12 protein-coding genes are annotated in these 15,790 nt (G+C 51.0%); 6 read left to right on the top strand and 6 right to left on the bottom strand.

The features are described from left to right. Positions 1-20 precede the first annotated feature (20 nt). The gene (gene ruvA, locus AAGA79_RS11055) at positions 21-617 is read right to left on the bottom strand and encodes a Holliday junction branch migration protein RuvA (protein WP_411825863.1); all 597 of its coding nucleotides are present in this window, start codon (positions 615-617) and stop codon (positions 21-23) included. A gap of 387 nt (positions 618-1,004) precedes the next feature. Here ruvA and AAGA79_RS11050 point away from each other — a divergent pair, with 387 nt between their 5' ends. Then, a complete protein-coding gene (locus AAGA79_RS11050; RefSeq protein ID WP_411825862.1) occupies positions 1,005-3,386 on the top strand; it encodes a serine/threonine-protein kinase in 2,382 nt (793 codons plus the stop codon). A 101-nt stretch (positions 3,387-3,487) separates the two neighbouring features. Then, a complete protein-coding gene (locus AAGA79_RS11045; protein WP_411825861.1) occupies positions 3,488-5,350 on the top strand; it encodes a POT family MFS transporter in 1,863 nt (620 codons plus the stop codon). Between the two features lie 66 nt (positions 5,351-5,416). Here AAGA79_RS11045 and AAGA79_RS11040 read toward each other — a convergent pair whose 3' ends face one another. The 5 genes from AAGA79_RS11040 to lexA all read right to left on the bottom strand — a co-directional run bounded on the left by AAGA79_RS11040 (position 5,417) and on the right by lexA (position 9,066). Beyond that, complete coding sequence (locus AAGA79_RS11040; protein WP_411825860.1) at positions 5,417-5,986, bottom strand: elongation factor P; 570 nt, start codon at positions 5,984-5,986, stop codon at positions 5,417-5,419. A gap of 81 nt (positions 5,987-6,067) precedes the next feature. Continuing rightward, entirely contained in the window at positions 6,068-6,817 is a 750-nt protein-coding gene (locus tag AAGA79_RS11035) for a tetratricopeptide repeat protein (RefSeq protein ID WP_411825859.1), read from the bottom strand. A 62-nt stretch (positions 6,818-6,879) separates the two neighbouring features. After that, on the bottom strand, positions 6,880-7,446 hold the full coding sequence (locus tag AAGA79_RS11030) for a class I SAM-dependent methyltransferase (RefSeq protein WP_411825858.1): 567 nt from the start codon (positions 7,444-7,446) through the stop codon (positions 6,880-6,882). Positions 7,447-7,479: 33 nt separating this feature from the next. Next, a complete protein-coding gene (locus AAGA79_RS11025) occupies positions 7,480-8,463 on the bottom strand; it encodes an NAD(P)/FAD-dependent oxidoreductase (RefSeq protein ID WP_411825857.1) in 984 nt (327 codons plus the stop codon). A gap of 36 nt (positions 8,464-8,499) precedes the next feature. Next, positions 8,500-9,066, bottom strand: coding sequence for a transcriptional repressor LexA (lexA, locus tag AAGA79_RS11020; RefSeq protein ID WP_411825856.1), 567 nt, complete (start codon positions 9,064-9,066; stop codon positions 8,500-8,502). Positions 9,067-9,559: 493 nt separating this feature from the next. On the opposite strand from lexA, the gene AAGA79_RS11015 reads away from it, so the two are divergent. The 4 genes from AAGA79_RS11015 to AAGA79_RS11000 are packed head-to-tail and all read left to right on the top strand — an operon-like array spanning position 9,560 to position 15,790. Beyond that, on the top strand, positions 9,560-10,258 hold the full coding sequence (locus AAGA79_RS11015; RefSeq protein ID WP_411825855.1) for a cytochrome c3 family protein: 699 nt from the start codon (positions 9,560-9,562) through the stop codon (positions 10,256-10,258). Positions 10,259-10,294: 36 nt separating this feature from the next. After that, the gene (locus tag AAGA79_RS11010) at positions 10,295-13,669 is read left to right on the top strand and encodes a TAT-variant-translocated molybdopterin oxidoreductase (protein ID WP_411825854.1); all 3,375 of its coding nucleotides are present in this window, start codon (positions 10,295-10,297) and stop codon (positions 13,667-13,669) included. 42 nt (positions 13,670-13,711) lie between these two features. After that, the gene (gene nrfD, locus AAGA79_RS11005; RefSeq protein WP_411825853.1) at positions 13,712-15,190 is read left to right on the top strand and encodes an NrfD/PsrC family molybdoenzyme membrane anchor subunit; all 1,479 of its coding nucleotides are present in this window, start codon (positions 13,712-13,714) and stop codon (positions 15,188-15,190) included. Between the two features lie 42 nt (positions 15,191-15,232). Beyond that, complete coding sequence (locus AAGA79_RS11000) at positions 15,233-15,790, top strand: DUF3341 domain-containing protein (protein ID WP_411825852.1); 558 nt, start codon at positions 15,233-15,235, stop codon at positions 15,788-15,790.

Here is a 15,790-nt window from a genome sequence, read left to right as displayed (position 1 = left end):
GATTGTAGAAGAAAAGGAAGCTAGGATTGAAGCGCACGGAGTGCTGTGCGGATGAGTGTTTCCGTGTTGGCGGCTGGTTCCTTATCGAGGATTGCGCGCACGGCTTTTCTGGAATCCACCTGCTTGTAGCCAAGGGCAATGAGGGCCAGTTCCGCATCGGCGGCTTCGGTGGAGACTTGGCCGGAGGCTGCGTCCTGCCAGGTGTCTGTGACTCCGACTTTGTCCTTTAGCTCAAGGATAATACGTTCGGCGGTTTTTTTCCCGATTCCCTTGCACTTGGAAAGCAGTGCCGCATCTCCGGAAACGACTGCGGATTTGAACTGATTGACCGGCATGCCGCTTAGAATGGCCACGGCAATGGCAGGGCCGATTCCTGAGACGCGGTCGATAAGAAGAAGAAAGACATCGCGTTCCGCTTCTGTGGCAAAGCCGTAGAGGGTATGTGCTGTTTCCCGCACCTGCAAATGAGTGCGGAGATCTACCTTAGCGCCCTCGGTGGGATGCAAGTGATCATAGGTGGAAAGTGGGATGATGACTTCGTATCCGACGCCGTGGCAGTCGACTATGAGTCTGTTCGGGTAGGCTTCGATAATGTTTCCTCTGAGTCTGGCGATCACGGGGGGAGGATTTGTGGGATGGTGACGGGTTGCAAGCGGGAAGGGGATTTTCCCAGATGAAATTGGACGCAGGTCAAGAGGGCGTTATATTGGAAAATGGCTGAGACTCTTTGTGACTGGAAAAAGTATGAGATCCGGGAGAGGAAGGACGAATTGTTATCCCTCACGGTTGGTCCGAAATTCTTTTGCAGGAAATGCGCGCGGGTGGCGAATGTGCCGAAGGTTTTGTGTAAACCGATGAAATTTGGAAAGCAGGAGAATCAGGCTGGGTAGTTCCTGATTCCAACAGGAATTGACCACGCCGGACGGAAGCTATGACCGTGTTTTCTCGGTTTTTTTGAAACTTCAGCGTTTGCAGCGGTGTTATAAGCTCCTAGAAATTGTTCTATGTCTGGGAGTGAATACGGTGAGGATTTGGTTGCGTGCTACAAGTGTGGCTCTGCGATGAATGTGGCGGAAATCGCTCCGTATTCGCGGGTGGCCTGTCCCGGATGTGGTGCAGAGAATCGGGTTAAGAAACAGTTTGGACCGTATATTCTGAACCGTAGGCATGCGGTCGGCGGGATGAGCTCCGTCTTCATTGCACGGGATGAAGCTCTGGACCGGGAGGTGGCGCTAAAAATTCTCAGCGAAGAATTTTCCACCGATGAGAGACGAATCCAGGCCTTCGAGGAAGAGGCACGGCTTACGGCTTCATTCAGTCATCCTTACGTGGTGCGTGTGATGGCTACAGGTAAAGCCTTCGGAAGATTCTATATTGCAATGGAGTTTGTGACCGGTGGCCACTTCGAGCGGGTGATCAAGGACAAGGGGAGGGTGAGTGAGTTGGAGATGTTACCCCTGGCGATTCAAATTGCGGAGGGCTTGAAGGGTGCTCAGGCAGCGGGACTGATTCACCGGGATATTAAACCGGGAAATATTCTGCTCGATACAGAAGGAAATGCGAAGATCGTGGATTTCGGGCTGGCTCTGGTGACAAAGGGTGGAAAGGCAAAAGCCACTGAAATCTGGGCGACTCCGTATTATGTGCCGCCCGAGGCTATTGAGGGTGGAGAGGAGGATTTTCGTTCAGATATCTATGCTTTCGGCGCAACCTTGTATCATGCCTTGGCTGGAACACCGCCGTGTGACGAGGAGTCGATGTCCACTGATAAATTACGTGAGGCAAAACGCCGGATCGTGCCTTTGGCCGAGGCTGCACCCGATTTGCTGCCTGAGACGTGTGCGGTGATTGATCGTGCGATGGCTTACGAGGCCGCAAATAGATTTGGAAGCTATGATGAGATGATCGCCGGGCTGAAGTATGCGCTTCGGGCGGCGAAAGGTGAGGCGCTGATGGGAGAGGAAGTGGGGATGAGCCGCTCTGAAACCAGAAGGCGCCAGCGGCGGAAACGAACATTAATGATTTCTGCCGGCTCGTTTCTGCTCCTGGCTGCTGTGATTGTATCGGTGATAGTGGTAAATCTTCCTGAAAAGGATGAGCCGCCTGCGAGAGAGCGGGTGGTGAAGACCAATGTGAGGACCGGTGAGGCCACGAACAGTTCTGAGAAAATCGTGATGCAGTATCGCTCTGCCAGGGTTGCAATGGCGAAAGGGAATACAGAAAAGGCCTGTGAGGAATTTAGCCAGTTATTGGGAAATGATGATGTGCAGGAACCTACAAGATCCTGGGCAGGGGTGCAGGCGGTTTTAACCGGGCTGATAAGTGGCCGAACACAGATTGTGGAAGAAGTCTCTGCAATCACGACCAATCATTTGAAAACTCTGGAGGGAGAAACGTCTGAATCCTTTTCGGGTGTCAGGGATGTTTTGCGGCGGGTTGGGAATTACGAGTTTTTCAAAATGAAGGACTTTCCGGAGGCAGAGGGCGGTAATGTCTGGGTGGCCAGCTATATGATAGCCGGTCTTACAAACTGGGAGCAGGGAGGCTTGGACCAGGCCGTTCCATTTTTCCAAAAGGTGAGGAATTCGGAAGCGATTGATGAGAATGGTGTGATGGGTGGCTACCAGTCTGTGGCGATGAACTATCTGGCCGATTACAGAATGCTGAAATCAGGGGCCATGAGTGAAGAGCCCGGAAATAGGAAGGAATGCCGCGAAATGATTGAGGAACTGAACAGGCAGCTGACGCTTTTGAAGACGAAGGGCAGGGCCAAGTTTAATGTGAAATCCAGACAAGCAGACTTGGTGAAGCTGGAGAAGACGTTCCCACGGGGCGTGAATGATGGGCCAAAGGTCGAAGAGCTGGATCTGATGTCTGAGATTTCATCTCTGGCGGAAGGATTTCGATTGGTGGAGATTGTGGATCTAGTGGGTAGCACCGCGCAAATGCCAGAGGGGATTTCAAGAGACGGGTTACTGGCCGTTTCCCAGTCTGCGGTTGTTTTTCTGGATGAGATGAGGGCGGACCTGGAGCGCAGACCAGTTGCACTGGAGCTGATTTTACGGGACGGCTCGGAGATCGATTCGATCGTGGTGACAACAGATGGGCAACTGATGGGACGCGAGCTATCAGGTGATGCAAGAGAACTGGTGTGGGGAGATTTTCCCGAGGATCAGCTGATCAAGTTACACCGTGTGCTGGTGAAATCTCCTACGACTGAGCTGGAGAGGCTGCGGAGAAATGAATCGGCAATTTCCTTTGATTGGCTGGTGGGGGACAGGGACCGGGCGAATGAGGCAGCTGCCCGACTTTCTGCAAGCAATGAGGATTTCAGAAAGCGTTGGGTTTATCTGATGGGTGCGGATCAGGTTGCTGTGGGTGAATGAAGTTTATTTGAATGGCTTGATGTTTTCTCCGGTAGTGGGGAGGTTCTTGTTCCATGGAGTATCGGACGAGGCCTGAGGAAATAGAGGGGATGCCATCGGGGGTGCCACATATTATTGGAAACGAGGCAGCTGAGCGTTTTTCGTTCTACGGGATGAAGGCTATTCTAGCCGTTTTCCTCGCGGAATATCTGTTTCTGATGGACGGCCGCGGTGCAGGTGGGATGGATGAGGCGAAGGCGTCTGAGTTTGTCCATTTATTCAATGGAGCCTTTTATCTGACTCCCATCATCGGGGCAGTTCTGGCCGATGTGTTCTTTGGAAAATACAAGGTGATCATTTGGCTATCTCTGGTGTATTGCGCGGGACATGCGGCGCTAGCCATGATGGGAGTGTTCGGGAATGCGGAGACCTGGATGATCGGGGGGCTTATCCTGATTTCCCTTGGAGCAGGTGGAATCAAGCCGTGTGTTTCGGCCCACGTCGGGGATCAGTTCGGGGCCAGAAATGCGGGACTGCTGCCGAGGGTATTCAACTGGTTCTATTTTTCGATCAATCTGGGTGCATTTGCCTCGATGTTGCTGACTCCGTGGCTTCTCCAGTGGTATGGGCCGCATTGGGCCTTCGGTATTCCTGGTGTATTGATGGCTTTGGCCACGCTGGTATTTTGGCTTGGGAGGAAGCAATTTGCCCATGTGCCTGCGGGTGGAGTCGGTTTTCTCAAGGAGGTTTTTTCTAAAGACGGTTTTGCTGCGATAATGAAACTAATTCCCGTCTATCTGTTTGTAGCGGTATTCTGGGCTTTATTTGATCAAACTGGCTCGACGTGGATTTTTCAGAGTCAGGATATGGACCGGAATTTTCTTGGTTTCAATTGGCTGCCTTCACAGATCCAGTCCCTGAATTCGGTATTCGTCCTCACGTTCATCCCTCTCTTCAGCTATGGTGTTTACCCATTGATCGGGAAATATTTTCCTTTGAGCCCGTTGCGAAAAATGGGGATTGGTTTCGTGCTGATGACAGCGTCATTTATTCTGGTGAGCCTGATACAGGTCAGAATCGACGGGGGCGAGCGCCCCAGCATTTCATGGCAGATTCTTGCGTTTGCCTTGCTGACTGCCGCAGAGATAATGATTTCGATTGTGGCGCTGGAGTTTGCCTACACCCAGGCACCGAGGAAAATGAAGTCGTTCATCATGTGCTTCTATCTTGCGGCGGTGTCTGTGGGGAATTTTATGGTGGCGGGAGTAAATCACTTTATCCAAATTCCAAGTGCGGCGGAAGAGCAGCTGGAAGTGGCGATTTCGAAACTGCCGGAGGATTGGCAAAGTGATCCACGAACAGTGGTTTTGCCCGGATATGATGACGCGGATTTGGATGAGGTATTTATCCGAAGGCTTTCCCCCGATATGGGAGCAGCTCTGGAGGTGCCGGGACAGGTCGGCTTGGATGCGGCAGCTGAGTTGATCGCCGGAGCAGCGGAAGAGGGTGGAAATATTCTACCCAGCGAGGCAGATGGAAGGGCACTACTGGAGGGAATCTCCGACTATTGGGGCAATCCCCTGCAATATGTGATACTGAGTTCCACTACCGCTCGTGTCTGGAGCGCGGGAGGGGATGGAAAGTGGAATACAAAATGGGATGTGGGAATCATCATTGAGAAGCCAGAGGAGACTGGGATGGAGAAGAGTTCATGGACAGATCGTTTTCATCCTGAGGAATCTTGGCTGGAGAAACGAAAGGAGGAGTTGGGAATTGGGATTGGCGGTCAATCCAATGAAAGCCCGAGCTTGTTTTCCAAAACTACCTTTTCCGGAGGCCAGGTAAGGTGGCGGGGCGCGAGTTACTTCTGGTTTTTCAGCGGTTTGATGGGAGCCACGGCAATCCTATTTGTCCCGTTTGCAATGGTTTACAGGCCAAAAAGCTACCTGCAGGATGCCAATCAGGAACCTGAACCTGTCCTTTGATGGCTTGTAGAACAAAAAAGCGGATCCCGATAAACAGGATCCGCTTCTTGAAAAGGATGATAAGGATCAGTCGTTGGCGCGGCCCTGGTATGAGCCGTCCTCTGTCTTTACAACGATTCGTTCGCCTTGGTTGATGAAGAGAGGGACGTTGACGTTCAGGCCGGTTTGCATGGTTGCCGGCTTATAGACGTTGTTTGCTGAGTCGCCCTTCACTCCTTCCGAAGATTCGGCTACGGTCATGGTCATGGTTAGAGGGAGCTCGATGCTTACAACTACACCGTCTGCGATGAGGAGAGTGTAAAGTTGGCTATCGATGAGGTAGTCCTTTACGGAATCAATCAGATCCTCGTAGACGACCATGTCCTCGTAGGTTTCCGGGTGAAGGAAGTGATAGCCTTCGGTGTCCTTGTAAGAATATTCGTGGCCAATTTTTTCCAGATGGACTCCTTCGAGTGAGTCGTTGGAAGTCAGACGGAGGTTGGAGACCTTTTTAGTCGCTACACTGCGGATGGACATCTGAACGTAAGATGCCATGCGGGGCGGGGTTTTAAGTTCATGCTCGATTACGAGACAGACTTCGTTGTTGTGACGGACGGCATGTCCTTTGCGGAGGTTGATTACGTTGACGCTGGCCATAATAGTGGAAGCTTTGGGTAGGTGGGAGCCGATGGATTGGCAAGGGAAATGAATTTCCAGACCCTTGCCATGCGACTGTAATTATTCAGTAGGGATCAGATCTTCCCCGTAAAAGCTTTTGATGTAGCCGAACTCAACTAGCGTATCCTGCCAGGGGGCGATCAGATTCGGGTTCTGGAAAATACGGTTCGCCCTGGCCAACCATTCTGCTGCTTCCTCTTCCTCCTCAGCATCATAGGCGATGGCCGCTTTCGCGTAATAGTAGAAAGGAGAATCATCCTGATAGTCGTATTTTTCGGAAAGTGCGGTAACCTCGGCGTCCTTTTCTAGTCTAATTTTACACAAAAGGATTTTGAACTCCACCAAGCGCCCGAGGGAAATGTCTTCTTCTGGGATTTTCTTGGAAACGTCAACCAGCGCATCGTGGGCTTCCTGCCAGTTGTGGGTGACGAAAAGCACCTCAGCTATGTTGAAATTCACGCTTCGATTCTTCGGGTCCAACTCCTGAGCTTTCCGGAACGCGGTCAATGCTTTGTCGAAGGCCCGCATCTCTACATAGCAGGATCCGTAAAGATTCAGGATTGCCACGTTTTTCTCAAGGATTTTAGAAGCTTCATCAAGCGAATCCAGGGTCTCGAAAATACGCTTCTGTTGGAAATATTGGGCTGCCTGTTTGTAATGTTCAGCAAACTCATCGCGTTGTTCTTCCGGTAAGTTCAGGAAGTCCTTCTGGCTCTGAAGTAAGTCGGCCGTGGTCATATTTTGATCGTCCTGTGCCAGAGTTGAAAGTGGACTGGCAAGCAGGAACGCTAGGATGGGAATGTATTTCATAGACATGAATACCAGAGATTTAGCGGCATAAATACGGTGCGGCAAGGGGGAAGATTTTCCGGCTATTGTTTTGAACGCTTGGTGGAAAACAGTAGAAATGGAGCTGGCTTGAGCGTTCCCACAATCCCATAGCGGGCGGTCTGGTGGTTTTGCAGGTCGTTAAAGAATTTTTCCACCACCTCCGCTTCATCTCCGCCTCCGGGGTGTCCGGTGTAGCAGACTACGCCAATGGACCCGCCGGGACGGAGAAGTGTGACCGCCGCTTCCAACGCCTTGACCGTTTTTTCAGGAGTAGTCGTGAGCTCATGAGCCGCACCTGGAAGGTATCCGAGGTTAAATACAATTGCTGAGATTGAATCAGGCTCGGCGATTTCCCGTAGTCTCGAGTGACAAAGCAAATGGGTGGAACAGTTATTGAATCCAAGTTCTTGCTCAAGACGCATTCTGGTTGAGTCGATCGCCTGCTGCTGGACATCCGTCGCTATCACATTGCCCGATGAACCCACTAATCTAGCGAGAAACAGGGTGTCGTGGCCATTACCGCAGGTAGCGTCGATTACAGTTTCGCCAGCCTGGACCGAGGTCTCGAGAAAATGGTGTAGAAGTTGTGTGGGGCGGGGAGGAGGCACGTTGTTAATGGTATTTGAAATTCGACGAGGATATTAGCAGGCCGCGTCTTCTCCGGTGTATCGGAAATGTTCCAGAGGTTCCTTTTTATCCAGTATCCAGTCGGACAACATTGTTGCCATTTTCGGCGCGTAGAGAGTCCCTTTGGATCCGAGAGCATTGAAGATCCAGTTCCCGTCCTTATTTTTTCCGATAAGTGGCTGACTACGGCGGAGAATTGGGCGAATGCCTGCCACGTGAGCGATTACCTCGAAATCCGGGCCGCCCAGTTTATTAGCTAGTCCAAGAATCCGCTCCAAGCCTGGTTGTGTGGGGAGTTCATCGAGCTGGTTCCATTCGTATGTTGAGCCGATTCTAAAAGTCCGGGCACCAATCGGGACCAGCCACCCCCCGGCTCCTATGCGAATATGTGACTCCGGCCAGTTCGCGCGGACAGTAAGGATCTCACCCTTGGCACAGCGATGCTGTCCGAGCTTGTTCTCCACAAGTCCTTCTGCCCCCTGGCACAGTATCGTAGTATCTGCCGGGAGCTCACTCTGCTCTGTCGTCAGGCCTTTGTTTGAAAAAAACTTATGGCTGAGGGAGATGAAAAGTTCCGTGTCTACCCTGCCTCCTCCTTTCAGCTCCACGGCTGTGTGAAAGCCAGTGGGCACACCCGGGAACGCTTGGTCGCTCAGCCACGGGGCTATGTGAGATGATTCGAGTTTTGCTGCAATTTTTCGCGACTCTTTTTCCGATGATGAAAGGCGAAGAACCGGTAAAGGATACCAGAGTTTCGCAGCCAGAAGTTCTTCGAGCTTTTGATAAAAAGAAACTGCTTCAGGATGAAATTCCTGTATCAGCCAACTAGGCTCAAAATTCTTTCCGGTTATAGGGTTAATCAGACCGGCTGCGATCCGGCTACTTCCCCCGAAACCCCGGTCGTGTATCCTGAAGGGTATTCCACGCTCAAAGAGCCGCCAGGCGAGACAAGTTCCCGCGAGGCCTTGGCCTAGAATAAATATTTTGCATTCACTCATTTATTGGAAACATCAGAGCTGTGAGAGAACGATGCCCTAACGGGAAACTTTGCGAAGTAGGCCAACCATGACTCCTTGGATTTCCAGTTCTCCAGCAGGTAGAAGGTCCGGGAAATCGACGTTCTCAGCTTGAAGAAAAGGTCTGCCCTTATTGGTAATATAACGTTTCAATGTGGTGTCCCCGTCGATCAGTGCTGCCACGATATCGTTGTTGCGAGGCTCCCGCTTCTCCAGAATTACAGTGTCGCCATCACAGATATGAGCTTCAATCATCGACTCTCCTCGAACTTTTAGTGCAAACGAATCTGTCTTCCGCTCAATGCCCAAGGAATGCACATCAATCGAGATACAACCTTCCCTTTCCTGTTCTGCAGCTTCAGCGAACCCTGCTGCGATGTTTCCGTAGATAGGAATGTCGCAAATTTCTTCCCGATCCAGGTCTTCCGGGAAAATCACAGCCCGGGCTTTCCCGGGTAAGCGCTGAATGGCTCCTTTTTTCTCAAGAGCACGTAGATGACTCATGGCTGCTGTCTGGCTCGCGAATCCGAAGTAGTGCTGAATTTCCCGTGTCGAAGGCATCAGGCCGGTCGTACGGCTGGACATACGTAGGTACTCGAGAATTTCGGCTTGTCGTGCTGTGAGATTTGAAGTCATGGGTTCGTTGAACAGTGTTCTATGGAACAAATAGACGATTTTCGGATAAAGCAGTAAAGCGATTTCTGCCGACTACTGTATTCTCTAATCTACACTGCTTCAAAGAGGGAGCAGATGGATGGGATAGTCATTCGCTATCACTGCGGTTCATCCTGTTAGTATTCTGCTGCACGCAGGGATGGCGGAAACCGTAATTTATCCTTAGTGCCAAAGAGATAGAGTGAGAAAAATACCTGATGCGATAGATTTAACTGGTCTGTCTGTCGTCTTCCAACCTAGATTGTGCCCCCTGATTTTCGGAGCAGGTGTACTCCCCTTTAAGGAAAAATAGTTAAAATCTAAAACGTCACCAAAAACTTATTTTGTTCAACAAAAACGCTTGTGAAATTTTTCACAAGCTCTCAGTCTAGCCGCAGCTTACCGCTTTCTACCTCTTTCTTTTATGGCGAACATTTTTCCACGCTGGTCAAATCTCCTACCTCTTAAAATCGCATTTTGTCTCGGAACCATCGTGTTCGGCATCGCGCTGGCGTTTGCATATTATGCGACGCCCAAGGCTCAAGTAGTTGGATATCAACCCACGCAGCCGATACCATTTTCTCACAAGATCCACGTTGATCAACTTGGGCTCGATTGTCGCTATTGTCATTCATTCGTTGATGTGGCCGGGCATTCCAATGTTCCTTCCGGCAATACCTGCTGGAACTGCCATCAGCATGTTCAGAAGGATAGTCCCAAGCTCGAGCCACTCCATCGTTCGATGGATGAGAGTTATCCGGGGTATGACGGAAAGCCGATCGAATGGGTCCGTGTCCATAAGGCGCCTGATTACGTTTACTTCAATCACTCGGCGCACGTAAACCGCGGTATCTCGTGTCAGAGTTGCCATGGTGATGTGAACAAGATGGAAGTAGTCTATCAGGCCGAATCTCACTCCATGGGTTGGTGTCTTGACTGTCACCGCGCGCCGGAAGAGCACCTCCGCCCCCTCGAGGAGGTCTACAATCTTAATTACAATGATGATGATGTGAAAAAATACACCACTGATTCTTCCATTAAAACTACCAAGGATCTCGGCAAGCAGCTGAAAGATACCTTCAACGTGCACCCGAAAACGAGTTGCGCAACTTGCCACCGTTAATTCACTTTTTCTCAGAAACTTTCTAGTAGCCCAGATATGAGCAAACGCATCCTGCAACACCCCGCAGTCCCTACAGACGAAAAAACCGTCTCATGGCGCAGTGACGGCCAGCTTCGTGATACCAAAGAATTCCGCACCTGGATGGATCGCGAATTCCCTCGTGGAGCGGCTGAAATGGAAAATCAAGAGGAGATGGAAACATCCCGTCGAACATTCCTTAAGTTGATGGGTTCATCGACTGCACTTGCTGGCTTCGGGATGGTTGCCTGCCGTCGCCCGGAGGCTTATATCGTTCCCTACACTAAAGCTCCCGAGTGGGTCATTCCTGGTAAGGCTACTTACTACGCGTCAAACATGCCTCGCTCTGGCGGTGCTGTGCCTTTGGTTGTTACGACTTTCGAAGGTCGTCCAACAAAAGTTGGCCCGAATCGCCTGCATCCGGAATACGAGGGAACTGACGCATTCACACAGGCTTCTGTGTTGGATATGTATTCCACATCCCGCTCACGTTATGTGTTGAAGGGTGGCAAAAAGAACTCGCTCAATAACTTCCAACTGGTGATGGGCGCTCTTGCCCAGGACCCTGCTGCGAAAATTGGTTTTGTCTTCGGCACTGATGATTCCCCGACACGTAAGCGTTTGGCTGCTGAGGTTGCTGCAAAATACTCTTCGTCAAAGCTTTACCAGTATGAGGCGCTTGCCTCAGACAACGCGACGATCCTCGGTGAGGGCGTAAAGCTGGTGCCTAACTTCGAAAATGCAGACCGTATCGTCTCACTTGATTGCGATTTTGCAGGGACTGACCAACAAGGGTCCAATACTACGTTCTTTAATCGCCGTAAGCCAGAAGGTGCTGGTTACGAGACCAAGCCTGACGCCGGTTCGATGAATCGGCTATATTCAGTGGAGTCTGCATTTACGCTCACGGGCGGTATGGCAGATCACCGTCTTCGTGTGGCACCTAGTATGATTGCGGCCGTAGCAGCTCAACTAGCCAGAGAGGTTGGTGCCTCAGCTGGTGGCATTTCCCCAATCACTGATTCTAAACAACTTGCATGGATCAAAGAGCTTGCCGCCGACCTCAAAGCCAGTGGCTCAAGAACTGCCGTCCTTGCCGGATCTCGTCAGTCGGCGGCAGTCAAACATCTTGCCCTCGCGATTAACCTCGCTCTTGGAAACATCGGCGAAGGAAACGGAATACAAGCATACCAAACCGGCACATCAGGTTACGGTGATATCGCCCAGCTTACGGCTGATCTGAACTCCGGTGCTATCGACACTGTGGTGTTCATGACTCCGGCGAACCCGGTATACGATGCGCCAAGCGATTTGAAATTTGCGGATGCTCTCGCGAAAGCTAAAACCAGTGTGCACCTCAGCGATCGCACAAATGCAACAGCTTTCGCTTGTTCATGGCATGTGCCTGCTACTCATTACCTTGAGTCCTGGAGTGATGCGAATTCAGCACGCGGAATCTATTCCATCGTGCAGCCGATGATTCTCCCGCTCTACGCTGACTGTGTTTCCGATATCGAATTGCTTCTCGCTTTTCTTGCCGACGACGGAAAAGTTTCCACTGGGGAAGGGGATGATGGCGCGATCGCTCCTGCCCTCGCAGCTGTAAAAGAAACATTCGGTGGTGATAAGTCCGCATGGAAAGAACTCCTGAAAAACGGTTATGCCGAAGGCAACGGATTCGAAGCCGCTAGCCCATCGCTTAGTGGCAATGCCGCCGCTGACATTGCGAGCGCTGCAGGTAGCAAGCCTACCAAAGATAACCTCGATGTAATTTTCTCCACAGACTCGTCTGTCTATGATGGTCGATGGATTGATAACGGATGGCTTCAGGAATCACCAGATCCGGTTTCGAAGCTTACCTGGGACAACGCTGTTCTGATTGCTCCGAAAACCGCCAAGGAACTCGGTGTTTACGATATCGAGCAAACTCTTGAACCAGAGAAGACGATCCTTGGCGTTAAGCAGCCATTTACTGACGTCGGCCCAGACGGCGAGGGAGAGAATCGGAAATCGCCGATGATTACGATCACCGTGAACGGTGTTTCTCAGGATTTCCCGGTTTTGGTCTCGTTTGGCCAGGCCGAAAACACCTTGGTCATTCCGCTCGGCTACGGCCAGGGCTTCGACAAGGACGACGTCCTTGGTCGGGATCCTGTAGGCGGGAATTTTGTTGGACTTGTCGGCGTAAACCGTGGTTTCAACGCATATCACCTCCGCACATCCGAAACGTCCTATCTCGCCACCGGAGCTAAAGTTGAACTAACTGGTAAACGCTACCCTGTTGCACTCACCCAAGAGCACAATGCGATGTATGGAAGAGCTCTTGCCCGTGAGGTGTCCACTGCTTCCGTAGCTCATAAGGGCGACTTCGAGGAGCAACTCGGCATGGTCAAGAAGCAGGGCAACGATTCCCACGCTCCGACAAATATTTCCCTATACAAACAGGAAGGCTCCAAGAATTGGGGACAAGCTGGCAAAGACGGTGAAGCACAATCTCTGCTGAGTGATCCACTGCACCAGTGGGGAATGGCAATCGACCTTTCTTCGTGCATGGGTTGCAACGCCTGCCTGGTTGCTTGCCAATCTGAAAATAACATTCCAATCGTAGGCAAAGAGCAGGTTGCAAAAGGTCGTGAGATGCACTGGATCCGGATGGATCGCTATTTTGCCACCCAGGATGATAACGACTTTGATGCTGACAGCCCGGCACTCGTGCCGCAACCGGTTGCTTGTATGCAGTGCGAAGCCGCACCTTGTGAAACGGTTTGTCCTGTAAATGCGACAGTGCACACAGAAGACGGTCTGAATGCGATGGCCTATAACCGTTGTATCGGTACCCGCTATTGTGCGAATAACTGCCCATACAAGGCCCGTCGCTTCAACTTCTTTGACTATAATAAGCGCAACCCGCTTATCAAAAATAACCTGAACCGTGGCCCTGTCGGCAAACGCCATGACAACGAGCCGAAGTCGCTCCAGAAAAACCCGAACGTGACAGTGCGTATGCGCGGTGTGATGGAGAAGTGCACTTACTGTGTCCAGCGGATCAAGGATTCCGTTATTCGTCAAAAACGCGGGCAAAAACAAGAAGTGCTCGCAGCTGGAAAACTTTCTCCGGATGTTTCAGTCAGCGATAAAACTCTTCGTATTCCTGTTGATTCAGTGAAAACCGCATGTCAAGACGCCTGCCCGGCAGAGGCAATTACCTTTGGTAACCTCAAGGACGGTAGTGCTTCAGAGATGGTTCGAGGTAAAGAGCTTGAGCGTAACTACGACTTGCTTCACTACATCGGCACCGCACCTCGCACCAGCTACCTCGCACGGGTCAAGAACCCGAATCCGAAGATGCCTGATGCAAAATTTGTCGGCCAGGCAACCATTCACATGGTCTGATCTCTCTCCCAAACTTACTGATTTTTCGATACCCTTTCTCAAATGGCCTCTACTTCTGAAACTGCCCCGCAACAAGACACCGGAGTTAAACTCCCGGTTCTCAAGCGTGAAAAGCTGATCCTAAACGAGCGTTCCTACCATTGGATCACCGACCGGATTTGCGGAATCATTGAGAACAAGCAACCGTTTCTCTGGTGGCTTCTGTTCATTCCATCCGTGATCATCGCAATGATCGGTGTAGGTGGAGGTCTGATTCACCTGGTTTCCACAGGTGTGGGAGTTTGGGGAAATACAAACCGCGTAATGTGGGGTTGGCCTATCGTAAACTTCGTTTTCTGGATTGGTATTGGACACGCCGGAACGCTAATTTCTGCGATTCTTTTCCTGACAAGGCAAAACTGGCGGACATCGATTAACCGCGCAGCGGAAGCCATGACGATTTTCGCTGTGTGCTGTGCAGGTATTTTCCCCGCGTTCCACGTTGGCCGTGTGTGGTTTGCTTGGTTCCTTGCGCCGATTCCGAATGCCAATGCAATCTGGCAGAACTTCAAATCACCACTCCTGTGGGACGTATTTGCTGTTTCGACTTATTTTACCGTTTCGCTTATCTTCTGGTATCTCGGGATGGTTCCGGACCTTGCTACGATCCGCGATCGATGCAAGCCGGGTATCCGTAAGATGCTCTATGGTATCTTTGCGATTGGCTGGAGAGGTGGTAACCGTCAATGGAGCCACTACGAGATGGCCTACCTGATGCTCGCGGCCCTTTCCACACCTCTGGTTCTCTCCGTTCACTCGGTCGTTTCTTTCGATTTCGCTACATCAGTTGTCCCTGGTTGGCACACCACCATCTTCCCTCCATATTTCGTTGCTGGTGCGATCTTCGGTGGATTTGCAATGGTTCTCACGATCATGATCCCAGCTCGTTTCATCTACGGTCTGCATGATATGATCACGATGAAACACATCGATAACATGGCGAAAATCATTCTCCTTACCGGAACGATCGTCGGTTATGCGTATCTCATGGAGCTCTTCGTCGCATTCTACTCAGGTGCGATCTACGAAATGGACGCATTCAAGTTCCGTATCGCTGGTCCATACTGGTGGGCTTATGCCGCAATGATGTCACTCAACGTTCTTTCTCCACAGATTTTCTGGTTCAAGTCGATGCGCGAGAACCTCTGGGTCGTGATGCTCGTAGCCATGTGTGTAAACGTCGGCATGTGGTTCGAACGATTCGTGATCATTGTCACTACTCTGGCCCGTATGTGGCTGCCGGGTGACTGGAAGACTTTCTCACCTTCACCTCAGGACCAAATGCTCTTCGTAGGGACTATCGGCATGTTCCTTACCCTCTTCCTGCTATTCCTTAGATTCCTGCCTTGCATCAACATTGCCGAGGTGAAATGGGCTAAAGAGGAAAGCGATCCACACTTCGAGGATAATGAAGCTCACGCAGACAGTGGAGCGGAAAATATCCCAGCTTATCAGAAGGAGATCCCAAGCTCACAAGCTTGATTTAGCCACAATTTTTAACCAATAACTTCCAACTTCATACCAGTGAGCACCACCCGCAAACGTGTATATGGCTATCTAGCCGAGTTCAAAAGTGCTTCCAAGCTCTACAAGGCAGCCGAGCAGGTCCGTGATGCAGGATTCCGTAAATGGGACTGCTACACGCCATATCCTGTTCATGGTCTTGATACAGCTATGGGACTCAAACGCTCGATTCTTCCTTGGTTGGTCTTTTTCGGAGGCATGTCCGGTACTGCTACCGCCTTTGCACTGGCCTACACTACTCAGGTTGTGATCTATCCAACAGTTGTTCAGGCAAAACCTACGAACATCTTCACAATCCCTGCTTTCTTCCCGGTAATGTTCGAGCTTACGATCTTGTTCTCCGGTTTCACTGTTCTCTTCGGATTGCTGGGGTTGATGCAACTCCCACGGCTCAATCACCCACTCTTTGCGAGCAAGCAATTCCATCGGGCAACGGACGATGGCTTCTTCATTGCCATTGAGGCACGTGATTCAAAGTTCAGCCCTGAAGGCACCCGTGATCTCTTAGCGGAAATCGGCGGATCCAATATTGAACTCGTCGAAGAAGAAGAGAACTAA

The sequence above is a fragment of the Luteolibacter sp. AS25 genome (assembly GCF_046736275.1).
In the GTDB taxonomy this organism is placed as follows: Bacteria; Verrucomicrobiota; Verrucomicrobiia; order Verrucomicrobiales; family Akkermansiaceae; genus Luteolibacter.
Note: the sequence above shows the minus strand (reverse complement) of the source record. Positions and strands in the feature narration are given on the sequence as shown.

Coding starts and splice junctions, on each gene's coding strand:
- AAGA79_RS11050 (WP_411825862.1), top strand. CDS start 1,005: ATGTCTGGGAGTGAATACGGTGAGGATTTGGTTGCGTGCTACAAGTGT.
- AAGA79_RS11040 (WP_411825860.1), bottom strand. CDS start 5,986: ATGGCCAGCGTCAACGTAATCAACCTCCGCAAAGGACATGCCGTCCGT.
- AAGA79_RS11035 (WP_411825859.1), bottom strand. CDS start 6,817: ATGAAATACATTCCCATCCTAGCGTTCCTGCTTGCCAGTCCACTTTCA.
- AAGA79_RS11025 (WP_411825857.1), bottom strand. CDS start 8,463: ATGAGTGAATGCAAAATATTTATTCTAGGCCAAGGCCTCGCGGGAACT.
- lexA (WP_411825856.1), bottom strand. CDS start 9,066: ATGTCCAGCCGTACGACCGGCCTGATGCCTTCGACACGGGAAATTCAG.
- AAGA79_RS11015 (WP_411825855.1), top strand. CDS start 9,560: ATGGCGAACATTTTTCCACGCTGGTCAAATCTCCTACCTCTTAAAATC.
- AAGA79_RS11010 (WP_411825854.1), top strand. CDS start 10,295: ATGAGCAAACGCATCCTGCAACACCCCGCAGTCCCTACAGACGAAAAA.
- nrfD (WP_411825853.1), top strand. CDS start 13,712: ATGGCCTCTACTTCTGAAACTGCCCCGCAACAAGACACCGGAGTTAAA.